Genomic DNA, 18,107 nt, shown 5'->3' with positions numbered 1-18,107 from the left:
TTGCTGGACGACAGCCGGGAGAAGAACCCCGGCCGGGAACGGGGTCGCGAGCGTTCGGGAGAGGGGCGCGCAGCGGGTTCCGGGCATGATCGCGGACGGTCGGCGGCCGACCGTGAAAGGGATTCCGGAAGGGGCCGCGAAAAGGATTCCGGACGGAACCGCGAAGGAGCTTCCGGGCGGGACCGCGAGCGTGCGGACGGTGGCCGCGAAGGAGCTTCCGGACGGAACCGGGGAGAAGCTTCCGGACAGGACCGCGAGTACGCGGACGGTGTCCGCGAAAAGGATTCAGGACAGGGCCGTGAGCGGTCGGGCGACGGGCGCGGGAGCCGGGGGCGCCCGGACGGCGGCCGTGAGGGGGACCGGGACCGGGGCCGCTGGGACGACGGACTGATCGCGCGCCGCGCGGCCGAACGCGCGGTCACCCCGGAGGAGCCCCCGGGCGGGACGGGCGGGGGAGCGGACGACGAGGAGGACGCGCTGCCTCCCCCCGGCGGGCACTTCGACGGCCCCCTCCGCGCCCGCCTCGACGCCCTCCACGAGCTCGTCGGCCTCTCCCGTGCCCGCGTCGAGAGCGACGTCCTCGCCGAGGCCGGACGGGTCCTCGACGAGGCGGCCGCCCGCCAGCGGCTCTCCTCCCGGCACACCGTCGTCGCCATCGCGGGACCCACCGGAAGCGGCAAGTCCACGCTCTTCAACGCCTTCGCCGGCGTCCCCGTCTCCGAGACCGGGCTGCGCCGCCCCACCACGTCCGCCCCCCTCGCGCTCAGCTGGTCCGAGGGCGCGGCCGGACTGCTCGACCGGCTCGCCGTCCCCAACCGGCTGCGCCGCCGGCCCCTCGCGGGCGGCACGGCCGACACCGGGCTCCAGGGCCTCGTCCTCGTCGACCTGCCCGACCACGACTCGGCGATCACCTCCCACCGCGACCAGGTCGACCGGGTCCTCGGCCTCGTGGACGCCGTCATCTGGGTCGTGGACCCCGAGAAGTACGCCGACGCGATCCTCCACGAGCGCTACCTGCGCCCGCTCGCCGGGCACGCCGAGGTCACCTTCGTCGTCCTCAACCAGATCGACCGGCTCGGCACCGAGGCCACCGATCTCGTCCTGGACGACCTGCGCCGCCTCCTGGACGAGGACGGCATGGCGCTCGGCGAGCACGGGGAGCCCGGTGCCACCGTCCTCGCCCTCTCCGCCCTGACCGGCGAGGGCGTCCCCGAGCTGCGCGAACTCGTCGCCGGGTTCGTCCAGGAGAAGACCGCCCCCGCGCGCCGGCTCGCCGCCGACATCGACGCCGCCGCCACCCGGCTGCGCCCGGCGTACGTCACCGAGGGACGCTCCGGCCTGGACGAACGTTCCCGGGACGCCTTCACCGACCGGCTCGCCGTCGCCGTCGGCGCCCAGGCGGCCGGCGAGGCCGCCGAGCGGGTCTGGCGCCGGGGTGCCATCCGCGCCTGCGGCACCCCCTGGCTGCGGCTCTACCGCTGGTACGAGCGGCTGCGCGCGCACGGTTCCACCGACCCGCGCCTCGTCTCCCCGGTCGAGGACGAGCTGACGGCGCGCCAGCGCGTCGAGCAGGCCGTGCGGATCGTCGCCGACGACGCCTCGCGCGGGCTCCCGGCGCCGTGGGCGCAGGCGGTGCGCGAGGCGGCGGCGCGCGGCGCGGAGGGGCTGCCCGAGGCCCTGGACGAACTCGCCGTCTCCATGGGGGACCCGGTGGCCCGGCCGCCCCGGCCCGCGTGGTGGCCCGCGGCCGTCCTCGTCCAGGCGCTGATGACGCTTCTGCAGATCTTCGGCGCGCTCTGGCTGCTGGGGCAGATCATCGGTGTCGTGGAGCCGGGGCTGCTTCCGCCGGTCCTCGTGATGATCGCCGGCATCGCGGGCGGCCCGCTCGTCGAATGGGCCTGCGAGGGCGCGGTGCGGGGGCCGGCCCGCCGGTACGGACAGGAGGCCGAACGCCGTCTGCGCGAGGCGGCCGCCGCCTGCGGCCGGGCCCGGGTGCTCGACCCGGTCGCCGCCGAGCTGGTGCGGTACCGGGAGGTGCGCGAGCAGTACGCCACGGTGGTGGGCACGCGGCCACCGGCCCGGATCGTGGGCGGAAGCCGCTCCGGTACGACGCGGTTCGGAGCCACGCGGGCGGGGGCGCGGGGGCGATAGGGCGTGTGTGCCGGGCGGACTGTGCTTTCGGCACACGCCCTGGACCGGGCCCCGTCGTGCGGGCGCGGTCTGCCGCGCCCCCGCCCCCGTGCTCTCCGTCTCCGTCTTCCTCCCGCCTCGCTTCACCCTTCCGGGCGAAGGAGTTGTCCCCCGGCGCGGAGTTGTCCACAGGCGTGAGCGGGATGTGCCGGTCCGCCCCAGCATGGTGTCCATCCGGAGGACGGTCCTCGCGGGGACGGATGGAGGCGGATCATGAACGAGACGACGGTGACGCTCGTCGGCAACGTGGCGACGGCGGTGGAGTACCGGGACACGGTGACGGGCGGGACGGCCCGGTTCCGTTTCGCGGTGACCGCGCGCCGCTGGGACCGGGAGCGGGGCACGTGGAGCGACGGGGCCACCAGCTTCTACACGGTGTCGGCCTGGCGTTCCCTCGCGGCCAATCTCGCCGCCTCGGTCTCGGTCGGGGAACCCCTGGTGGTGCACGGCCGGCTGAGGGTGCGGGAGGACGACCGCGACGGGCAGCGCAAGACCTTCGTGGACGTGGACGCGCTGGCCGTGGGCCACGACCTGAACCGGGGGACGGCGGCCTTCCGGCGCGCGGCGAGGACGGAACGGCGGTCGCGGCCGGACCGGGAGCCGCACTCCGGCCCCCTCCCCGATGCCGGCCCCGGTCGTCCTCCCGTTCCCGAGCCGGACCCGTGGACGACGGCGGTGGCGGCGGTGTCAGCGGTGTCTGCGGTGCCGGGCGCGGCCGGGGAGGCGGTGCCGGGCACGGCCGGGAAGGCGGCTGCGGAGGCGATGGCCGGGCCGGTGTCCGGGATGGGGACGGAAGCGGGGGAAACGGTCGGAATCGATGCGGTGCCGACGGAGGCCGTGGGGAGGGAGGAATCGGGCGCGAAATCCCGGTTGGTGACGACTGGTTGACCTTGTGTCATAACGATTTGTCGACCCGTCAACCGTCCGTGATAACGATTCCGATTCGGAATGGTTATCTGGTCGTATGCCCGGGCACCAGGGGGCCTTTCGTCCCTAGGATTCCCGAGTACTCATGCGGCACGTGCGCCCATCGAGTCTGTGAGTTGTTGGCGTGCGCTCCCCCCACGCGGATCAACGCTGGTTCGCGGAGCCGCTCGCCCGGAGGGGAATTCCATGTTTTCAGTTCGTGGGCGGGGCACTGCGCGCCGCCTCGCCGCTGCCACTCTGGTCTCGGGGCTCGTCGCCACCGGCGCGATAGCCACCGCGGGACCGGCCGCGGCCGAAGACGGCCCGGCCGGCAACGGCGGCGCCACCGCGGTGCTCGGTCACCTGAAGATCTACGCCGAGGTCCAGGTCATCGACAAGGTCAACGGCAAGGAGGAGGTCTCCACCCCCGACGGCGGCCTCTTCGAGATGAAGGTCGACAACGGCGGCACCCTGCAGACCTACTGCATCGACTTCCGGACCGACGCGATCTACAAGAACAGGTACAAGGAAGTCGGCTGGGACCAGTCGTCGCTCCACAACAACCCCGACGCGGGCAAGATCCTCTGGATCCTGAAGAACTCCTACCCGAACGTCCCGGTCGGGTCGCTCGCGGAGAAGGTCAAGGCCAAGGGCCTGAACGAGAAGACCGCCGCCGCCGCCACGCAGGCCGCGATCTGGCACTTCTCGGACAAGGTCGAGGCCAAGCCGACCAACAAGCAGGCGCAGAAGCTGACCACGTACCTGATCGAGAACGCCCAGGCGGTGGCGGAGCCCAAGCCCTCCCTCAACCTGTCCCCGTCCTCCGTCTCGGGCAGGCCCGGTGAGCGTCTCGGCCCGATCAAGGTCGGAGCCGGCCTCCCCAAGAGCGGCGACGAGAAGAACCCCGTCGCCCTGTCCGTGGCGCCGGGCGCCGCCGCCGGCGTCGGCATCGTCGACAAGGACGGCAAGGCGGTCACCACGGCCAAGGACGGCGACGAGATCTTCGTCGACGTCCCGAAGGGCACCGCCGACGGCGGCGCCGAGATCAAGGCCGAGGTCACCACCCAGGTCCCGCTCGGCCGCGCCTTCGTCGCCGCCGGCGACGACCCGAGCCAGACCATGATCCTGGCCGGTTCCAGCAACTCCACCGTCACCGCCGCCGCCAGCGCGACCTGGGCGAAGAAGGGTGCGGTCCCGGCCGTCACGGTCGCCAAGGACTGCGCCAAGGGCGGCCTGGAGGTCATCGCCTCCAACGAGGGCGACGAGGACTGGACCTTCGACCTGAAGGGCACCTCGTACACCGTCGCCGGTGGCGAGACGAAGACCATCGCGGTCCCGCTGGCCGAGGACGAGGCGTACAACTTCACCATCACGGGCCCGAACGAGTTCAAGAAGACCTTCGAGGGCGTCCTGGACTGCAAGACGGCCACGCCCGGCCCGAAGCCCAGCGAGACCCCCGGCACCGAGCCCTCCGCCACGGCCACGCCCTCCCCGTCCGCCCCGGCCGGCACCACCGGCGGTGACACCACGGGCGGCACCACCGGCACCACGGGTACGACCGGCACCACCGGCGGCGGCGACCTCGCCGAGACCGGCAGCTCCAACGCCACCCCGATGATCGCCGGCATCGCCGCCGCGCTCGTCGTGATCGGCGGCGGCGCGGTGTTCTTCCTCCGCAAGAAGAAGACCGCCGGCCAGTGAGCCGGGGCCGCAGGTGCCGGGCCCGTGCCCGGCACCCGGCCGAAGCTCCCCCCGCGGAGTGAGGTGCGTCACACGGCGCCCGTTCCGTGACCCCCGCACGACCCCGGACCGCGCCCGCGGCCGGGGTCGTCGCACGTCCGGGCCCCGGAAGGCCCCGGGCCGCCCCTCCCGCCGTCCGCTCCCCGGATCACCGGTTTCCACCCGGGGGCGGTGGTCAGGCAAGATGGGTGTATCTGCCCACTCACTCTTTGCCGGACGGTTTCTCTTGGCTGAGTACATCTACACCATGCGCAAGGCGCGCAAGGCGCACGGCGACAAGGTCATCCTCGATGACGTGACGCTGAGCTTCCTGCCCGGTGCGAAGATCGGTGTGGTCGGCCCGAACGGCGCCGGTAAGTCCACCGTGCTGAAGATCATGGCCGGCCTGGAGCAGCCGTCCAACGGCGACGCGTTCCTCTCGCCCGGCTACTCCGTCGGCATCCTCATGCAGGAGCCGAAGCTCGACGAGTCCAAGACGGTCCTGGAGAACGTCGAGGACGGCGTCTCCGAGATCAAGGGCAAGCTCAACCGGTTCAACGCGATCGCCGAGGAGATGGCGACCAACTACACCGACGAGCTCATGGAGGAGATGGGCAAGCTCCAGGACGACCTGGACCACTCCAACGCGTGGGACCTCGACGCCCAGCTGGAGCAGGCCATGGACGCCCTGGGCTGCCCCCCCGGCGACTGGCCGGTCACCAACCTCTCCGGTGGCGAGAAGCGCCGCGTCGCGCTCTGCAAGCTGCTCCTGGAGGCCCCCGACCTCCTCCTGCTCGACGAGCCCACCAACCACCTCGACGCCGAGTCCGTGAACTGGCTGGAGCAGCACCTGGCCCAGTACAAGGGCACCGTCGTGGCCATCACCCACGACCGGTACTTCCTGGACAACGTCGCCGAGTGGATCCTCGAGCTCGACCGCGGCCGCGCCCACCCGTACGAGGGCAACTACTCCACCTACCTGGAGAAGAAGGCCGAGCGCCTCAAGGTCGAGGGCCGGAAGGACGAGAAGCGCCAGAAGCGCCTCAAGGAAGAGCTGGAGTGGGTCCGCTCCAACGCCAAGGGCCGCCAGGCCAAGTCCAAGGCGCGTCTCGCCCGTTACGAGGAGATGGCGGCCGAGGCCGACAAGATGCGGAAGCTGGACTTCGAGGAGATCCAGATCCCGCCGGGCCCGCGCCTGGGCTCCGTCGTCGTCGAGGTCGAGAACCTCTCCAAGGCGTTCGGCGAGAAGGTCCTCATCGACGACCTCTCCTTCACCCTGCCCCGCAACGGCATCGTCGGCGTCATCGGCCCGAACGGCGCCGGCAAGACCACGCTCTTCAAGATGATCCAGGGTCTGGAGACCCCGGACTCCGGCTCCATCCGGGTCGGCGAGACCGTCAAGATCTCGTACGTCGACCAGAGCCGCGCCAACATCGACCCCAAGAAGACGCTGTGGGCCGTCGTCTCCGACGAGCTGGACTACATCAACGTCGGCCAGGTCGAGATGCCGTCCCGGGCGTACGTCTCCGCGTTCGGCTTCAAGGGCCCGGACCAGCAGAAGCCGGCCGGCGTGCTCTCCGGCGGCGAGCGCAACCGCCTCAACCTCGCGCTCACCCTCAAGCAGGGCGGCAACCTGCTCCTCCTCGACGAGCCGACCAACGACCTCGACGTCGAGACCCTGTCGTCCCTGGAGAACGCGCTCCTGGAGTTCCCGGGCGCGGCCGTGGTCGTCTCCCACGACCGCTGGTTCCTGGACCGGGTGGCCACGCACATCCTGGCGTACGAGGGCGACTCGAAGTGGTTCTGGTTCGAGGGCAACTTCGAGTCGTACGAGAAGAACAAGATCGAGCGCCTCGGCCCGGACGCGGCCCGTCCGCACCGTGCCACGTACAAGAAGCTGACCCGAGGCTGAGGTCGGTGACCAGGCACCTCTACAGCTGCCCCCTGCGCTGGTCGGACATGGACGCCTTCGGGCACGTCAACAACGTCGTCTTCCTGCGGTACCTGGAAGAGGCGCGGATCGACTTCATGTTCCGGCTGGCGCCGGGGGACGGCTCCCCCTCGTTCTCCGGCGGGTCCGTCGTGGCCCGGCACGAGATCGACTACCTGCGGCCGCTGGTCCACCGGCACGAGCCGGTGACCGTCGAGTCGTGGGTCACGAAGATCGGCGCGGCGTCGCTGACGATCGCGTACGAGATCAAGGACCCCGACGTCGTGTACGTCCGGGCGTCCACGGTCGTCGTGCCCTTCGACCTGGAGGCGCAGCGGCCCCGGCGCATCACCGCCGAGGAGCGCTCCTTCCTGGAGGAGTACGTGGACGACGGGATGACCGCCACCGCATGACCGTCCTCGCGCCGCTGCACTTCGCCGACGCCAGGGAGGCGGCGGCGCTCGCCGCCTTCCTGACCCGGCTCGTCCACTACGACCGGGCCGCCGCCGTCCGCCTCCAGGGCGGCGGCGGGGCGCTGGCCGTCTTCGGGCGGCCCCCGTCGTTCGAGGTGCTCGCCGTCCGCACGGCCCGGCTCGCCGACGCCGCGGACCTCGACGTCACCGTCTCGGCCGGCGAACTCCTCGACGGGATCGAGGAGTCGGCGGGAAAGGCGGTCGTGCCGGACTCCGTCACCGGCCCGCCCTGGGCGGGCGTGCTGCCGCCGCGCGCCGGCTGGCGGCCGGTCGCCGGACTGCCGGACGCCGCCGGGATGCGGGGCGCGGTGGCGGCGGCCGTCGCCGAGTTCCGCGCCCGGGACGAGGAACTGCCCGGGGAGCGGCGCACCCGGACCGAGCGCGACCGGATCGGCCGCGAGATCTGGTCCCGGACCCTCGGCACCACCGGTCTGCCCCTGCGGGCCGTCCACGCCGCGCACTCCCTCGGCTTCCTGCCGCCCTCCGACCCGGACGCCGCCGTCGCGCTGTTCGCCGCCGGGCCGTGGCTGCGGCTCCGCACCCCGTACGGCTCGATCGCCCTGCGCACCGCTCCCGTGTCCCTGTCCGTCGCCCCCGGGCGTCCGGCCCGGCCGGCGGGCGGACCCACGCCGCCGGACGGCTCCACCGGTTGAACCGCCGGACTCACGCCGCCGGACGGCTCCACCGGTTGAACCGCCGGGCCCCCGCCGTGGCGGCGGCCAGCAGGAGCACGGCGAGGACCGCCTGGACCCATGGTGTGCGGGCGCCCGCCAGCACCGGTTCCACCCGTTTCCGGGGGTCGTAGGACACGCGGACCTTCCCGCCGTCGGCGGCGAGGCGGCGGTCCTCCGTGAGGGACGAGGGATAGCCGCCCGGACAGCGCAGCGCGTGGACGTACTGCGTCCTGGTGGCGCCGCCCTCGCCGACCGAGGTGGAGCTCTCCTCCCGGACGTTCACGACGGCGCAGTCGGCGACCGCCCCGCGCGCGGCGGTCCGGTCGGCGACGGCCACCGTCAGCAGGAGCGCGGCGACCAGCGCGAACGCGCCGAAGAGGCCCATGGCCCCGTCGACGAGGCGGTGGTACGCCACCCCCGCCGCGAGGACGGCCGCCCCGCCGGCCGCGACCGCGACCGCGACGGGCGGCGCGGAGTCGCCCCCGAAGCACCAGGCCGACCAGGCGTAGAGCGCGGCCGCGCACAGTACGGGCAGGGCCACGACCCCCCAGGACCGGACCTTCCGTGCCGGGTCCGCCGGCTCCGGCGAGCCCACCGGTTCCGCCCGGTCCGCCCGTCCCGCCGGCTTCGACCGGCCCCTCGGCTCCGTGGATGACATGGACATCACCTCCGGGGAGTGGGACGCGCGCCGCCGCCCCCCGGTTTCACCGGAGCCCGCGCGCCCCGGCCGGTCAGCGCTCCGCGTCGTCCGGCCAGACCCCGATGTGGTCCTGCTCCAGTTCGAGCGCCACGCGGTGCTCCATGCCGAGGGCGTGGGTGTACTCCGCCGGGAGCTGGAGGCGGCCCGCGCGGTCGAGCATCGCGTACTCCCGCGCCACCAGGGACTCCTGGCCCTGGTCGTCCACCTCCGTGCGGCGCAGCACCTCCGAGGAGGTGCGGCCGTCGCGGATGGCGACCGTGCGGCGCACCTCGGAGGCGACCGCCTGGTCGTGGGTGACGATCACGATCGTCGTGCCCAGCTCCTCGTTGGCGCGGCGGAAGGCCGCGAAGACCTGCTCGCCGGTGGCCGAGTCCAGCTCGCCCGTCGGCTCGTCGGCCAGGAGCACGGCCGGGTTGTTGGCCAGGGCGACCGCGATGGCCACCCGCTGCTGCTGCCCGCCGGAGAGCTGGTGCGGCCGCCGGTCGCGGGCCTCCGCGATGCCCAGCATGGCGAGCAGCTCCTCGGCCCGCTCCGCCTTCTGCCGCGCCTTCGACCGGCCCCGCAACTGCATCGGCAGCGCCACGTTCTGGGCCGCCGTCAGGTACGGCAGGAGGTTGCGGGCGGTCTGCTGCCAGACGAAGCCGACGACCTCGCGGCGGTAGCGCAGCCGCGCCCGGCCGTCCATCGCGAGCAGGTCGCACCCCGCGACCCGGGCCGCGCCGGCGGTCGGCACGTCCAGGCCCGCCAGGATGTTCATCAGCGTCGACTTGCCGGAACCCGACGCGCCGACCAGGGCCATCAGCTCGCCCTCCTTCACGAGGAGGTCGAGCCCCTGGAGCGCCTGCACCTCCACCCCGTCCGTGGTGAAGATGCGGACCAGCCGGTCGCAGGCGATGAGCGCGTCATGACCGTACGAGGGCCGGTCGCGCCGTGCCGTCGCCCGCCGCTCCAGCTCCTCCAGCGTGGCGTCCGGGGCGGTCCCCGCCGCTCCGTCCCGGGTCCCGGTCTCCGTCATCGTGCGTCTCCTGCCCTGAGTTCCTTGATCGAGCCCCTGCGCCCCGCCCACCACGCCTGCCCGGCCGCCGCAAGCCCCGTCAGGACGACGACGGCGAGGGCGGGCACGAGCAGCGACCACGTGTCCGCCCGCAGCGGGGCGCCGTCGAGCGGGGCGAGGCCCGGGGCGGTCGCGAGCGCCAGCTGGAACAGGTCGATGCCCGGCGCGAGCAGCGGCACCGTCGCCCAGCCCACCAGCGTGCCGCCGAGCGCCGCGAGGAACGCCTGCGGCAGCGCCTCCAGACCGAGCAGCCGCCGCCCCTGCCCGCGGGTCAGGCCCATCGTCCGCAACCGCGCGAGCAGGGTGTTCCGCTCCGGGGCGTTCTGCAGGAGGGAGAGCAGCACGGCCACCACGGCGTAGCCGGCGCCCACGCCGATCGCGCCCAGGTAGATCCGCTCGGCGCCCGACTGGAGCGGCGAGTCCACGTAGGTGTTCCGCTTCTCGCTCCGCGTCGCCACCGCGAGGGCGTCCGACGTCGCCTTCACCGTGTTCCGCAGCGCGGTCCCGTCCACCGGCCCCGTGACGAGCAGCGCGGTGGCCGCCCGGCGGGTGAGGTCGGCGCCGTTGACGAGGAGGAAGTCCTCGCCGGGCAGGGCCGGGGTGGACGGCCGGACGCCGACCACCTTCACCCGGAACGTGCCGGCCGCCGCCACGATCCCCAGCGGTTCGCGGCCGAGCCGTTCGGCGACCGACGGCGAGGCGATCGCGGGCAGCACCCGGTCGGTGTCGCCCGTGGCGCCCTCGCCGCCCTTCCCCGTCGAGGCGAGCAGCCCCGCCGGGAACGGGCCGAAACCGGTCCGCTCCGCGAGCCGGGTGTACGAGGCGGGATCGACGCCCACGAGGACCGTGCTCATCGGCGGGGCGGAGGTGCCCTCGTGGGACGGCAGGTCCACCCCGTACTCGATCTGCACGGGCGCCAGGTCCCGCACCCCCGCCGTGCCGCGCACGGCCTCGGTGAGGTCCGCCGGCAGCGGGGTCCACTCGACGGAGCCGCCGATCCGGGCGTCCGCGCCGGTCGCCAGGAGCGCCGCCCGGTCGCGGGCGTCGGCGACACCGGCGAGGACGGAACCGCCGAAGGCCGCCGTGGTCAGCGCGAGGACGAGGGCGAGCAGCGGGAGCGTCCCCGCCGAGGGCGAGCGTCCCGCGCGGGCCAGGGCCAGCGGGCCGACCGCCCCGCGCAGCCGCCGGGCCGGGCGGCCCAGCCACCGCAGCGGCAGCGGATAGACCCGTACGAGCACCGTGGCGGCGATCAGGCCGACCAGGACGGGAGCCGCGCTCACCAGGTGGTCGTCCGCGTCGCCCGTGCCGCGCAGCCGCAGCGAGACGACCGCGCCCACGGCCAGGACGAGCAGGGTGAGTTCGAGGACCGTGCGGCGCCGGGAGGGGCGCGCGGTCAGCAGGTCGTCACGGCCGCCGTGCGGGCGCGGGCGCCGGTGCAGCACGACCGCCCGCAGCGGCAGGACCAGCATCGCGACCAGGGCGACGACCGAGGCGGCGAGCAGCGAGGGCCCGAGGGGGACCCCGCCCGTCCCGCCGGTGGGCGGCCGGACGGTCACGACCGCGAGGACGAGGGCGAGGGCGGCGGCCGGCAGGACCACCGCCGAGGTCTCGCCGAGCAGCCGCAGGCCGATGCCGGTGAGGGAGGCGCCCCGGGAGCGGAGCAGCGACAGCTCGCCGTCGCGGCGGGCGGCGAAGAGGCCGCCGGTCATGGCGAGGACGACGGCGGCGACCGCGCCGATGCCGAAGACGGCGACGGCCACGACCGAGTCGATCGCGTCGCGCATCGAACGGTACGAGCCGAGGATCTCGTCGAGACCGGTGGCGAGGGCGCCGTTGCCCCCCATGACCTCGCGCATCCTGACCAGGTCGGGGCCGGCGGCGGCGGAGTCGAGCGCGGCGGCGAGCCGGTCGGTGTCCCGGCCGGTGAGGTGGTCGGCCGTCGGCATGAACCGGAAGAAGGTCTCCTGTTCGCCGGTGGTGGCGGACACCACGGGCGCGGAGACGGGGGAGAGGATCAGCGCCGCCTGCCAGTAGCGCTTCACCTCGCCGTTGACGAAGACGGTGGCCAGCGCCGGGGTCCGCAGCAGCGGCTCCACCGCCCAGTACGCGGTCTCGGGGCCGCGCGGTTCCACGATGCCGGTGACCGTGACGGCGATCTGTTCGCCGCCGGTCCGGCTCGGCACGTGGACGACCGAACCGGGCTTCAGGCGCAGGGACGCGGCGGTCCCCGGGGTGACCACCGCCTCCGGGCGGGAGGGGGTGCCCCCGGCGAGCCGGCCCTGCCGGAGCGTCGCGTGGCGGGTCAGGTCGGACGGGCCGGAGAGCACGAACTCCGGGGGGATGCCGTCGGGACTGGGCAGCCACGGATCGAGCGCCGTGAGCCGGTCGAGCGTACGGATGCCGTGGACGCTCTGACCGGGGTCGGTCCGGATCGGGGCGGGCAGCAGGGTCCGCAGCGCGTCGCGCTGTTTGCGCAGGACGGCCGGGGACAGGACCTCCTCGTACCGGGACGGGCCGATGAGGGGGACCGGCGAGGTCAGTTCGAGAACGCTGTTGCGGGGCGCGGCGGACGCGATGTCGTGCCGGAGGCCCTCCGTCTCGTACCGGTCGACGGCGCGCGGCAGCGCCGCCGCGAGGTAGGCGGTGACCAGGACGAGGAGCGCGAGCGACGCGGCGGCCCGGGGCGCGGTCCGCAGCCGGGTCCGCACCCAGGGCGCCACGGTGGGGGCGGTGCGGACGGGTCCGTCGGGCCGGGAGGGCCCGGAGGACCGGGGCCGGTGCCGGAGCATGTCGGGGGCCTTCCTGCGTGCGTCGGACTTGTCGGTGCCGTCCCCGTGCGGGGCGGTGCCGTCCCCGTGCGGGGCGGGGGCGCGCTTCCCGCGGGGGTCTTCCGGGGCCGGGGGAGGGGTTCCGTCCGCGTCCGGCCTCCCCTCCGCGTCCGGCTTCCCGCCCGCGTCCGGGGACCCCTTCCCGTTCCTGTCCGGCCCCGGCATCACTGGACCCCCTGGTGGCGCAGGGTCACGACCGGGTCCGTGCGGCGCAGGGCGATGGCGGCGACGATGGCCAGCGGGAGGACGGCGACCCCGGCGACCAGCAGGGCGACCCGGCCGAGGGGCAGCTCGACCAGGACCGGCGGGACGGGCCGGGCGGCCTGGCCGGTGAGGACGACGAGCGGGACGACGGCCCGGACCAGGACGGCCCCGAGTCCGATGCCGACGAGCAGGCCGATGACGACGAGCAGTCCCTGCTCGGCGGCGATCAGCCGGGCGAGCCGCCGCTGCGGCGTGCCGAGCGCCCGCAACACCCCGAACTCGGCCGACCGTTCCCGCATCGCGCCGGCCGAACCGACCGCGAAGCCGACGGCGGCGAGCGCGGCGGCGGCCGCGGCCACGGCCATCAGGGCCGCGTGGGGGCCCGCGCCGAGCGGGTCGCCCAGGAGTTCGGCGGCGATCTCGTCCCGTACGAGCACCTGGGACGGGTCCGCGTCGGGGCGGGCCCGCAGGGCCGCGGCGACCTCGTCCGTCCTTCCGGGAGCGGTGGTCAGCCACCACTCGGTGGCCGGCAGGGTCGAGACCCCGTCCCCGGTACCGGCCAGGTACTGGTTGACCGAGGCCAGGTCGAGGAGGATCGCTCCGCCGTCCTCGGGGGTGGCGACGGGCGTGGTGGCGGAGACCGTCCGGGCGCCCGGCCCGGTGGTCGGCAGTTCCCCGACCACCCGGCCGACGGTGACGCGGAGCCGCAGGCCGTCGACGGTGACCTCGACGAGTTCGCCGGGCTTGGACCCCGTCGCCGTCATGAACGCCTCGGTGACCACGGCGGGCAGCCGCTCGGGCGGCTTCGGGGCGGGTGCCTCCATGCGCAGGACGTACGTCTCCGGGGGCACGCGGAAGTCCCCGGCGCGCGCCCCGGTGACCGCGAACGAGACGGAGTACGGGGCGGGGCCGCCGCCGGGTCCGGCCGTGCCGGGGCTGCCGCCCGCGACGCTCTCCTTGCGTCCCTCGCCGTTCTCGGTCTGCTCGACGCCGAAGGACCAGGCGGCCAGGACCCCGGCGGGGGCGTGCGCGCGCGTGCCGCCGTCCGCCCCGGTGGTGGCGAGGCGTTCGACGTGGACGGTCCGGGTGTGGTGCGCGCCGTCGGCGATCCCGCCGTCGAACTCCAGGCCGGTGAGGGTGAGCAGGCCGCCGGAGCCGCGGCCGCCGGCGCCGGGCTCGGCGGTGAGGGCGCCGAGGTCGAGGGCCAGCCGGTGGACACGGTCGTCGGAGGGCAGCGTGCCCAGGGTCCGCCGGTAGGGGACGCCGCTCGGGTCCTCCAGGACGGCCGTCACCCGGGAGTCCCCGCTGCCGGTCGGCGCGGTGGCCCGCAGGTCCACGGTGAGCGCGCGGGTTCCGGCGGGCAGCGGGAGCCCGGGGCGGGTGCCGGCCCGCGGAGCCAGGGGCGCGAGCAGGGCCGGGGCGTCGGTGCCGGCGAGGTCGGGGCGGAGCAGCAGGCCGCCCGCGGCTTTCCGGGTGTCCACGGCGAGGACGGTGGCGTTCCTGCCGGCCACGTCCGTGGTGGCGCGGTGCACGGGGGCCACGGCCTCGACGCCCGGTACGGCGCCCAGCTGCTCGGTCCGCGTGGGTTCGCCGGGGCCGGCGCTCAGGACCCGGACGTCCGTGCCGGTCCGGAAGTCGGCCTGGTCGCGCTGCGAACGCTCCCACGAGCCGCTCTGTCCGATGGCGAGCATGCCCATCGCCACGGCGAGGACCAGGAGGAGGACGGGGCCCGCGCCGCGCAGTGGCCGGCGGCTGAACTGCCAGCCGGCGAGGGCGGCGGAGAGCCCGCGCCCGCCGGCCGCCCGCCGCTCGGCCAGCTTGGCGGCGGGCGGCAGCAGGCGCAGCGTCAGGACGGTGCCGGCGAGCAGGGCGAGGGCGGGGGCGGCGACGAGCACCGGATCGACGGAGCCCCCGCCGGTCTCGTCCGCGCCGAGGGTGCCGCCGGCGGCGCCGGGCCGCTGGAGCTGCCAGTACGCGACGGCGGCGACGGCGAGGAGGCCGAGGTCCGCGCCGGCCCGTACGGGACCGGGCAGCGAGGACGAACGGGCCTTGCGCAGGGAGACGGCGGCACCGTCGCCGGCGGCGAGCGCGGGCGCCACCACGGCCGCCGCGCAGCACAGCGCCACCAGGGCGGCGACCAGCCACACCTGGAGCGAGGGCGAGGTGTCGACGCGCACGCCGAGCGAGGAGAGCGCGGACCGTTCGGCGAAGAGCCGGGTCAGCGGTCCGGAGAGGAGCGGGGCGGCGAGCGCGGCGGGCAGGGCGAGCAGCAGCGCCTCGGTGGCGGCCAGCCCGGCGATCCGGCGCCGCGAACCGCCGCGGGCCCGCAGCAGGGCCGTCTCCCCGGAGCGCTCGGTGCTGAGCAGCCGGGCGACGAGCAGCAGCGCGTACGCGGCGAGCAGCACCAGCTGCACGGCGACGATCAGCAGGGTGGAGCGGGAGACGAGCAGGGCCCGCGCGGTCTGGTCGAGGACGCCGGGGAGCGCGGTGGACACCGAGACCGTCGTGCCGAACGCGGCCCGGTTCTCGGCCAGCGCCTTCGGGACGTCGGTCGCGGCGGCGCGCAGGGAGTCCATCCGGTCGGTGGTGAGACCGGTGAAGTCGGCGGAGCCGAGCCAGGTGGTCTCACCGGGGCTCAGCGCCCCGGAGGCGAGGACGGCCGGGTCGGTGAGCAGCGGGCCGTACGTCGTGAACGCCACGGTCCGCACGCCGCGCCCGCCCGCCGGGTCCAGCTGCCAGTACGGGTCGGTGGTGGCGAGGGGCCGGTAGACGCCGGTGACGCGGGCCCGCACCCGCCGGTCGGTGAGCCGGTCGGCGAGGTCGAGGACGGTGCCGGGGGCGACCCGCAGCCGCCGGACCGCCTCCTCGGGCAGCGCCGTCTCGATCGCGCCGCCGGTCCGGACGGCCGAGGGCCAGGCCCCCCGCACGAGCGCGAGCCGCGAGCGGTCGAGCGCGGCGAAGTGGGCCAGGTCCGGGTCGCCCTTGCGGGCGTCGGGCGGCTGGAGGTCCCGGGGCAGGGCGTACGGCCCCGAGCGTTCGAGCCGCTGTACGGTCACCGGCAGCCCGTCGAAGGTCTTCCGCGTCCCGTCGAGGACGGCGGCGTCGGCGTCCGCCCGCCGGTCGGGGGGCACCTGTCCGCCGACGAGCAGCGAGGCGGCCGCCGCCGACCGGCCCCGCAGGCCGGCCTGGAGCGAGGCGTCACCGATCGCGCCGGAGAAGGCGGCGAGGGCGGCGAGCACCGAGGTGGTCAGGAGCACGGAGAGCAGCGCCGCACCGAGCAGCAGCCGGTGTGCCCTGACGCGCAGAAAAACGAACCCCGTCACCCATCCCCCTGGCCATCACGGTCACGGTGCGCGTGTCGAACGCTTTCCGAACGCTCCCGAAAGACTTCCCGGATGCTTTCAGAGGGGACGGCTCGGTGGAAACCGCTTGCGGACCCACCTTGATGGGATTGTGACCGTTATCCGGCGCCCCGACTCCGGAATGCGCCCGTCCGGCCCTCGGCGTTGCCCCCGGTGGTGCCCTTTCGTACACGCGGCGCCGCCCCCGGCCGTGCCGTGCGGACCGCGCGGCCCGCGCGGCACGAGAGGAGCTCGCGGCCCGAGGGAGGCTCAGCCCGCCGTGTTCACCATCGAGGCGGCGGCGTACGTGAAGTAGCGCCAGAGCTCCGCCTCGTGCGCGGGCGCGAGGCCGAGTTCGTCCAGGGCGGTCCGCATGTGGCGGAGCCAGGCGTCGTGCGCGACCCGGTCCACGGCGAACGGGGCGTGGCGCATGCGGAGGCGGGGGTGGCCCCGGTGCTCGCTGTAGGTGCGGGGGCCGCCCCAGTACTGGATCAGGAAGAGGGCGAAGCGCTCCTCGGCCGGACCGAGGTCCTCCTCCGGATACATCGGGCGCAGCAACGGGTCCGCCGCGACGCCCTCGTAGAAGCGGTGGACGAGACGGCGGAAGGTCTCCTCGCCGCCGACCTGCTCGTAGAAGGTCTGCTCCTGTACGGCTTCCCCGGGAATCTCGTTCACCGTTCCATCGTCTCAGATGCCCGGCCGAGGACCGGAGGTCTAGGACCCCCGGCCCCCCCCGGGGCCCGGACGGCGGTCAGCCCAGGCGGATCGTGATCGTGGTCCAGGCGCCGACGTGCACCCGGTCGCCGTCCTGGAGCTGGACGGGGACGTAGGGCTGGATCGGCTCCTCGCCGCCGTTGATCGTGGTGCCGTTGGTGGAGTTCTGGTCCACCACCGCCCACGAACCGTCCGGCTGCTGCACCAGCACCGCGTGCTGGTGCGAGACGCCCGGGTCCTCCGGTGGCACCGACAGGTCGATGTCGGGGGACTCGCCGGTGGAGTGCCGGCGGCGGCCCACGGAGACCTGGTTGCCCTGGAGCGGCAGGTGCCTGTCCGGCGAGTACGCGGGCAGGTTCAGGCCCGTGGCCTCCGGGCCGCTGCGCTGCATCATCGCCATGAAGTACGCGCGGTCCGGACCGATGACCGCGGTCCAGTTCCGGGGCGGCCGGTGCTGCTGCGGCGGGTCCTGCTGATGGTGCTGCTGGTGCGGCGGCCCCTGGTGCTGCTGGGGGTCCTGGTGCCGGGGCGGCTGCGGCGGACCCTGCTGCTGGTGGTGCTGCTGGTGCTGCTGCGGCGCCTGGTACTGCGACGCCTGGTGCTGCGGGGCGGGCGGCTGCTGCGGAACCCCGGGCGGCGGCCCCTGATGCTGGGGACCCCGGTGCGGGGGCTCCTGGTGCGGCGGCGGGCCCTGGCGCTGGGGGTCCTGGTGCGCCGACGGGGGCGGCAGGACCCAGTCGTCGTCCGCGCGCGGCTGCGGCGGCGCGGGCGGGGCCGGGGCCTGGGCGGACGCCCGGTACGCGGGCGGCTGCTGCTGCGGAGTCCGGTGGTGGGTGGGCTCGGCGCCCAGCGGCTCGGCACCCAGCGGTTCGGCGGGCCGGTTGACCTGCGAGGGCCGCGAGCCCTGGTAGCCGAACGGGTCCGGCTGCTGCTGCGGCGGTCCCGGCGGCGGGGTCTGGAAGCCCGGCGGCAGGTTCGGGCCGGGCGGCGGTCCGGGCCGGCGCGGCGGGGAGTCGGGCGGCGCCACCGGCGTGTACGAGGTCGCCGTGTTCGTGAGGAAGTTCCAGCGGCACTCCTCGCAGAACGGCGCCATGTGCTCGCGCGGCGTACGGCACTGCGGGCAGAGCTGCGCCTGGGCCGTCGCGTTCGGGTCGCCCCCGGGGCCGAAGCCGCCGGGAGCGCCCGGCGGAGGGCCGGCCGGGGGCCGGGGGGAGCCGGGGTGTCCGTACGCGGGGGGCGGCGGGGGAGGCGGCGGTACGGCACCCGTCGGCGCGCCCGCCCCGGCCATGCGATGGCCACAGACCTCGCACCAGTCGTCGGAGACCGACTGGTGTCCGTTCGGGCAGGTCGGCATGTCGGTGCTTCCCCCTCTCG

At 75.1% G+C, this 18,107-nt stretch carries 11 protein-coding genes and 1 pseudogene; 6 read left to right on the top strand and 6 right to left on the bottom strand.

The genetic code is table 11. The features are described from left to right. From ACZ6AQ_RS12145 to ACZ6AQ_RS12120, 6 genes and pseudogenes are all read left to right on the top strand, one after another. Positions 1 to 2,151, top strand: a complete 2,151-nt coding sequence (locus ACZ6AQ_RS12145; RefSeq protein WP_468759811.1) for a GTPase — start codon at positions 1 to 3, stop codon at positions 2,149 to 2,151. Positions 2,152 to 2,403: 252 nt separating this feature from the next. Beyond that, a pseudogene (locus ACZ6AQ_RS12140) lies at positions 2,404 to 2,805 on the top strand (single-stranded DNA-binding protein); the annotation flags it as partial. A gap of 498 nt (positions 2,806 to 3,303) precedes the next feature. Beyond that, positions 3,304 to 4,797, top strand: a complete 1,494-nt coding sequence (locus ACZ6AQ_RS12135; protein ID WP_468759494.1) for a Cys-Gln thioester bond-forming surface protein — start codon at positions 3,304 to 3,306, stop codon at positions 4,795 to 4,797. Positions 4,798 to 5,062: 265 nt separating this feature from the next. Beyond that, the gene (ettA, locus tag ACZ6AQ_RS12130) at positions 5,063 to 6,727 is read left to right on the top strand and encodes an energy-dependent translational throttle protein EttA (RefSeq protein ID WP_388693027.1); all 1,665 of its coding nucleotides are present in this window, start codon (positions 5,063 to 5,065) and stop codon (positions 6,725 to 6,727) included. 5 nt (positions 6,728 to 6,732) lie between these two features. Further along, positions 6,733 to 7,158, top strand: a complete 426-nt coding sequence (locus ACZ6AQ_RS12125) for an acyl-CoA thioesterase (protein ID WP_468759492.1) — start codon at positions 6,733 to 6,735, stop codon at positions 7,156 to 7,158. Then, a complete protein-coding gene (locus tag ACZ6AQ_RS12120) occupies positions 7,155 to 7,871 on the top strand; it encodes a DUF8010 domain-containing protein (RefSeq protein ID WP_468759490.1) in 717 nt (238 codons plus the stop codon). Before ACZ6AQ_RS12125 ends, ACZ6AQ_RS12120 begins: the two co-directional genes overlap by 4 nt. Before the next feature lie 10 nt (positions 7,872 to 7,881). Here the strand turns inward: ACZ6AQ_RS12120 and ACZ6AQ_RS12115 are convergent, their stop codons facing one another. The 6 genes from ACZ6AQ_RS12115 to ACZ6AQ_RS12090 all read right to left on the bottom strand — a co-directional run bounded on the left by ACZ6AQ_RS12115 (position 7,882) and on the right by ACZ6AQ_RS12090 (position 18,087). Then, positions 7,882 to 8,550, bottom strand: a complete 669-nt coding sequence (locus ACZ6AQ_RS12115; protein WP_468759489.1) for a hypothetical protein — start codon at positions 8,548 to 8,550, stop codon at positions 7,882 to 7,884. A gap of 73 nt (positions 8,551 to 8,623) precedes the next feature. Further along, entirely contained in the window at positions 8,624 to 9,607 is a 984-nt protein-coding gene (locus tag ACZ6AQ_RS12110; protein ID WP_468759487.1) for an ABC transporter ATP-binding protein, read from the bottom strand. Next, a complete protein-coding gene (locus tag ACZ6AQ_RS12105; RefSeq protein WP_468759485.1) occupies positions 9,604 to 12,435 on the bottom strand; it encodes an FtsX-like permease family protein in 2,832 nt (943 codons plus the stop codon). The genes ACZ6AQ_RS12110 and ACZ6AQ_RS12105 overlap by 4 nt, the downstream gene beginning before the upstream one ends. Before the next feature lie 203 nt (positions 12,436 to 12,638). Continuing rightward, positions 12,639 to 16,001: an ABC transporter permease gene (locus tag ACZ6AQ_RS12100; RefSeq protein ID WP_468759483.1), complete on the bottom strand. Its 3,363-nt coding sequence runs from the start codon at positions 15,999 to 16,001 to the stop codon at positions 12,639 to 12,641. Positions 16,002 to 16,289: 288 nt separating this feature from the next. Then, on the bottom strand, positions 16,290 to 16,694 hold the full coding sequence (locus ACZ6AQ_RS12095) for a globin (protein ID WP_468759481.1): 405 nt from the start codon (positions 16,692 to 16,694) through the stop codon (positions 16,290 to 16,292). Between the two features lie 76 nt (positions 16,695 to 16,770). Continuing rightward, complete coding sequence (locus tag ACZ6AQ_RS12090; RefSeq protein WP_468759480.1) at positions 16,771 to 18,087, bottom strand: FHA domain-containing protein; 1,317 nt, start codon at positions 18,085 to 18,087, stop codon at positions 16,771 to 16,773. Positions 18,088 to 18,107: the final 20 nt, after the last annotated feature.

The sequence above is a fragment of the Streptomyces sp. NPDC041191 genome (genome assembly GCF_055591945.1).
This window is presented reverse-complemented; position numbering and strand designations above follow the sequence as displayed.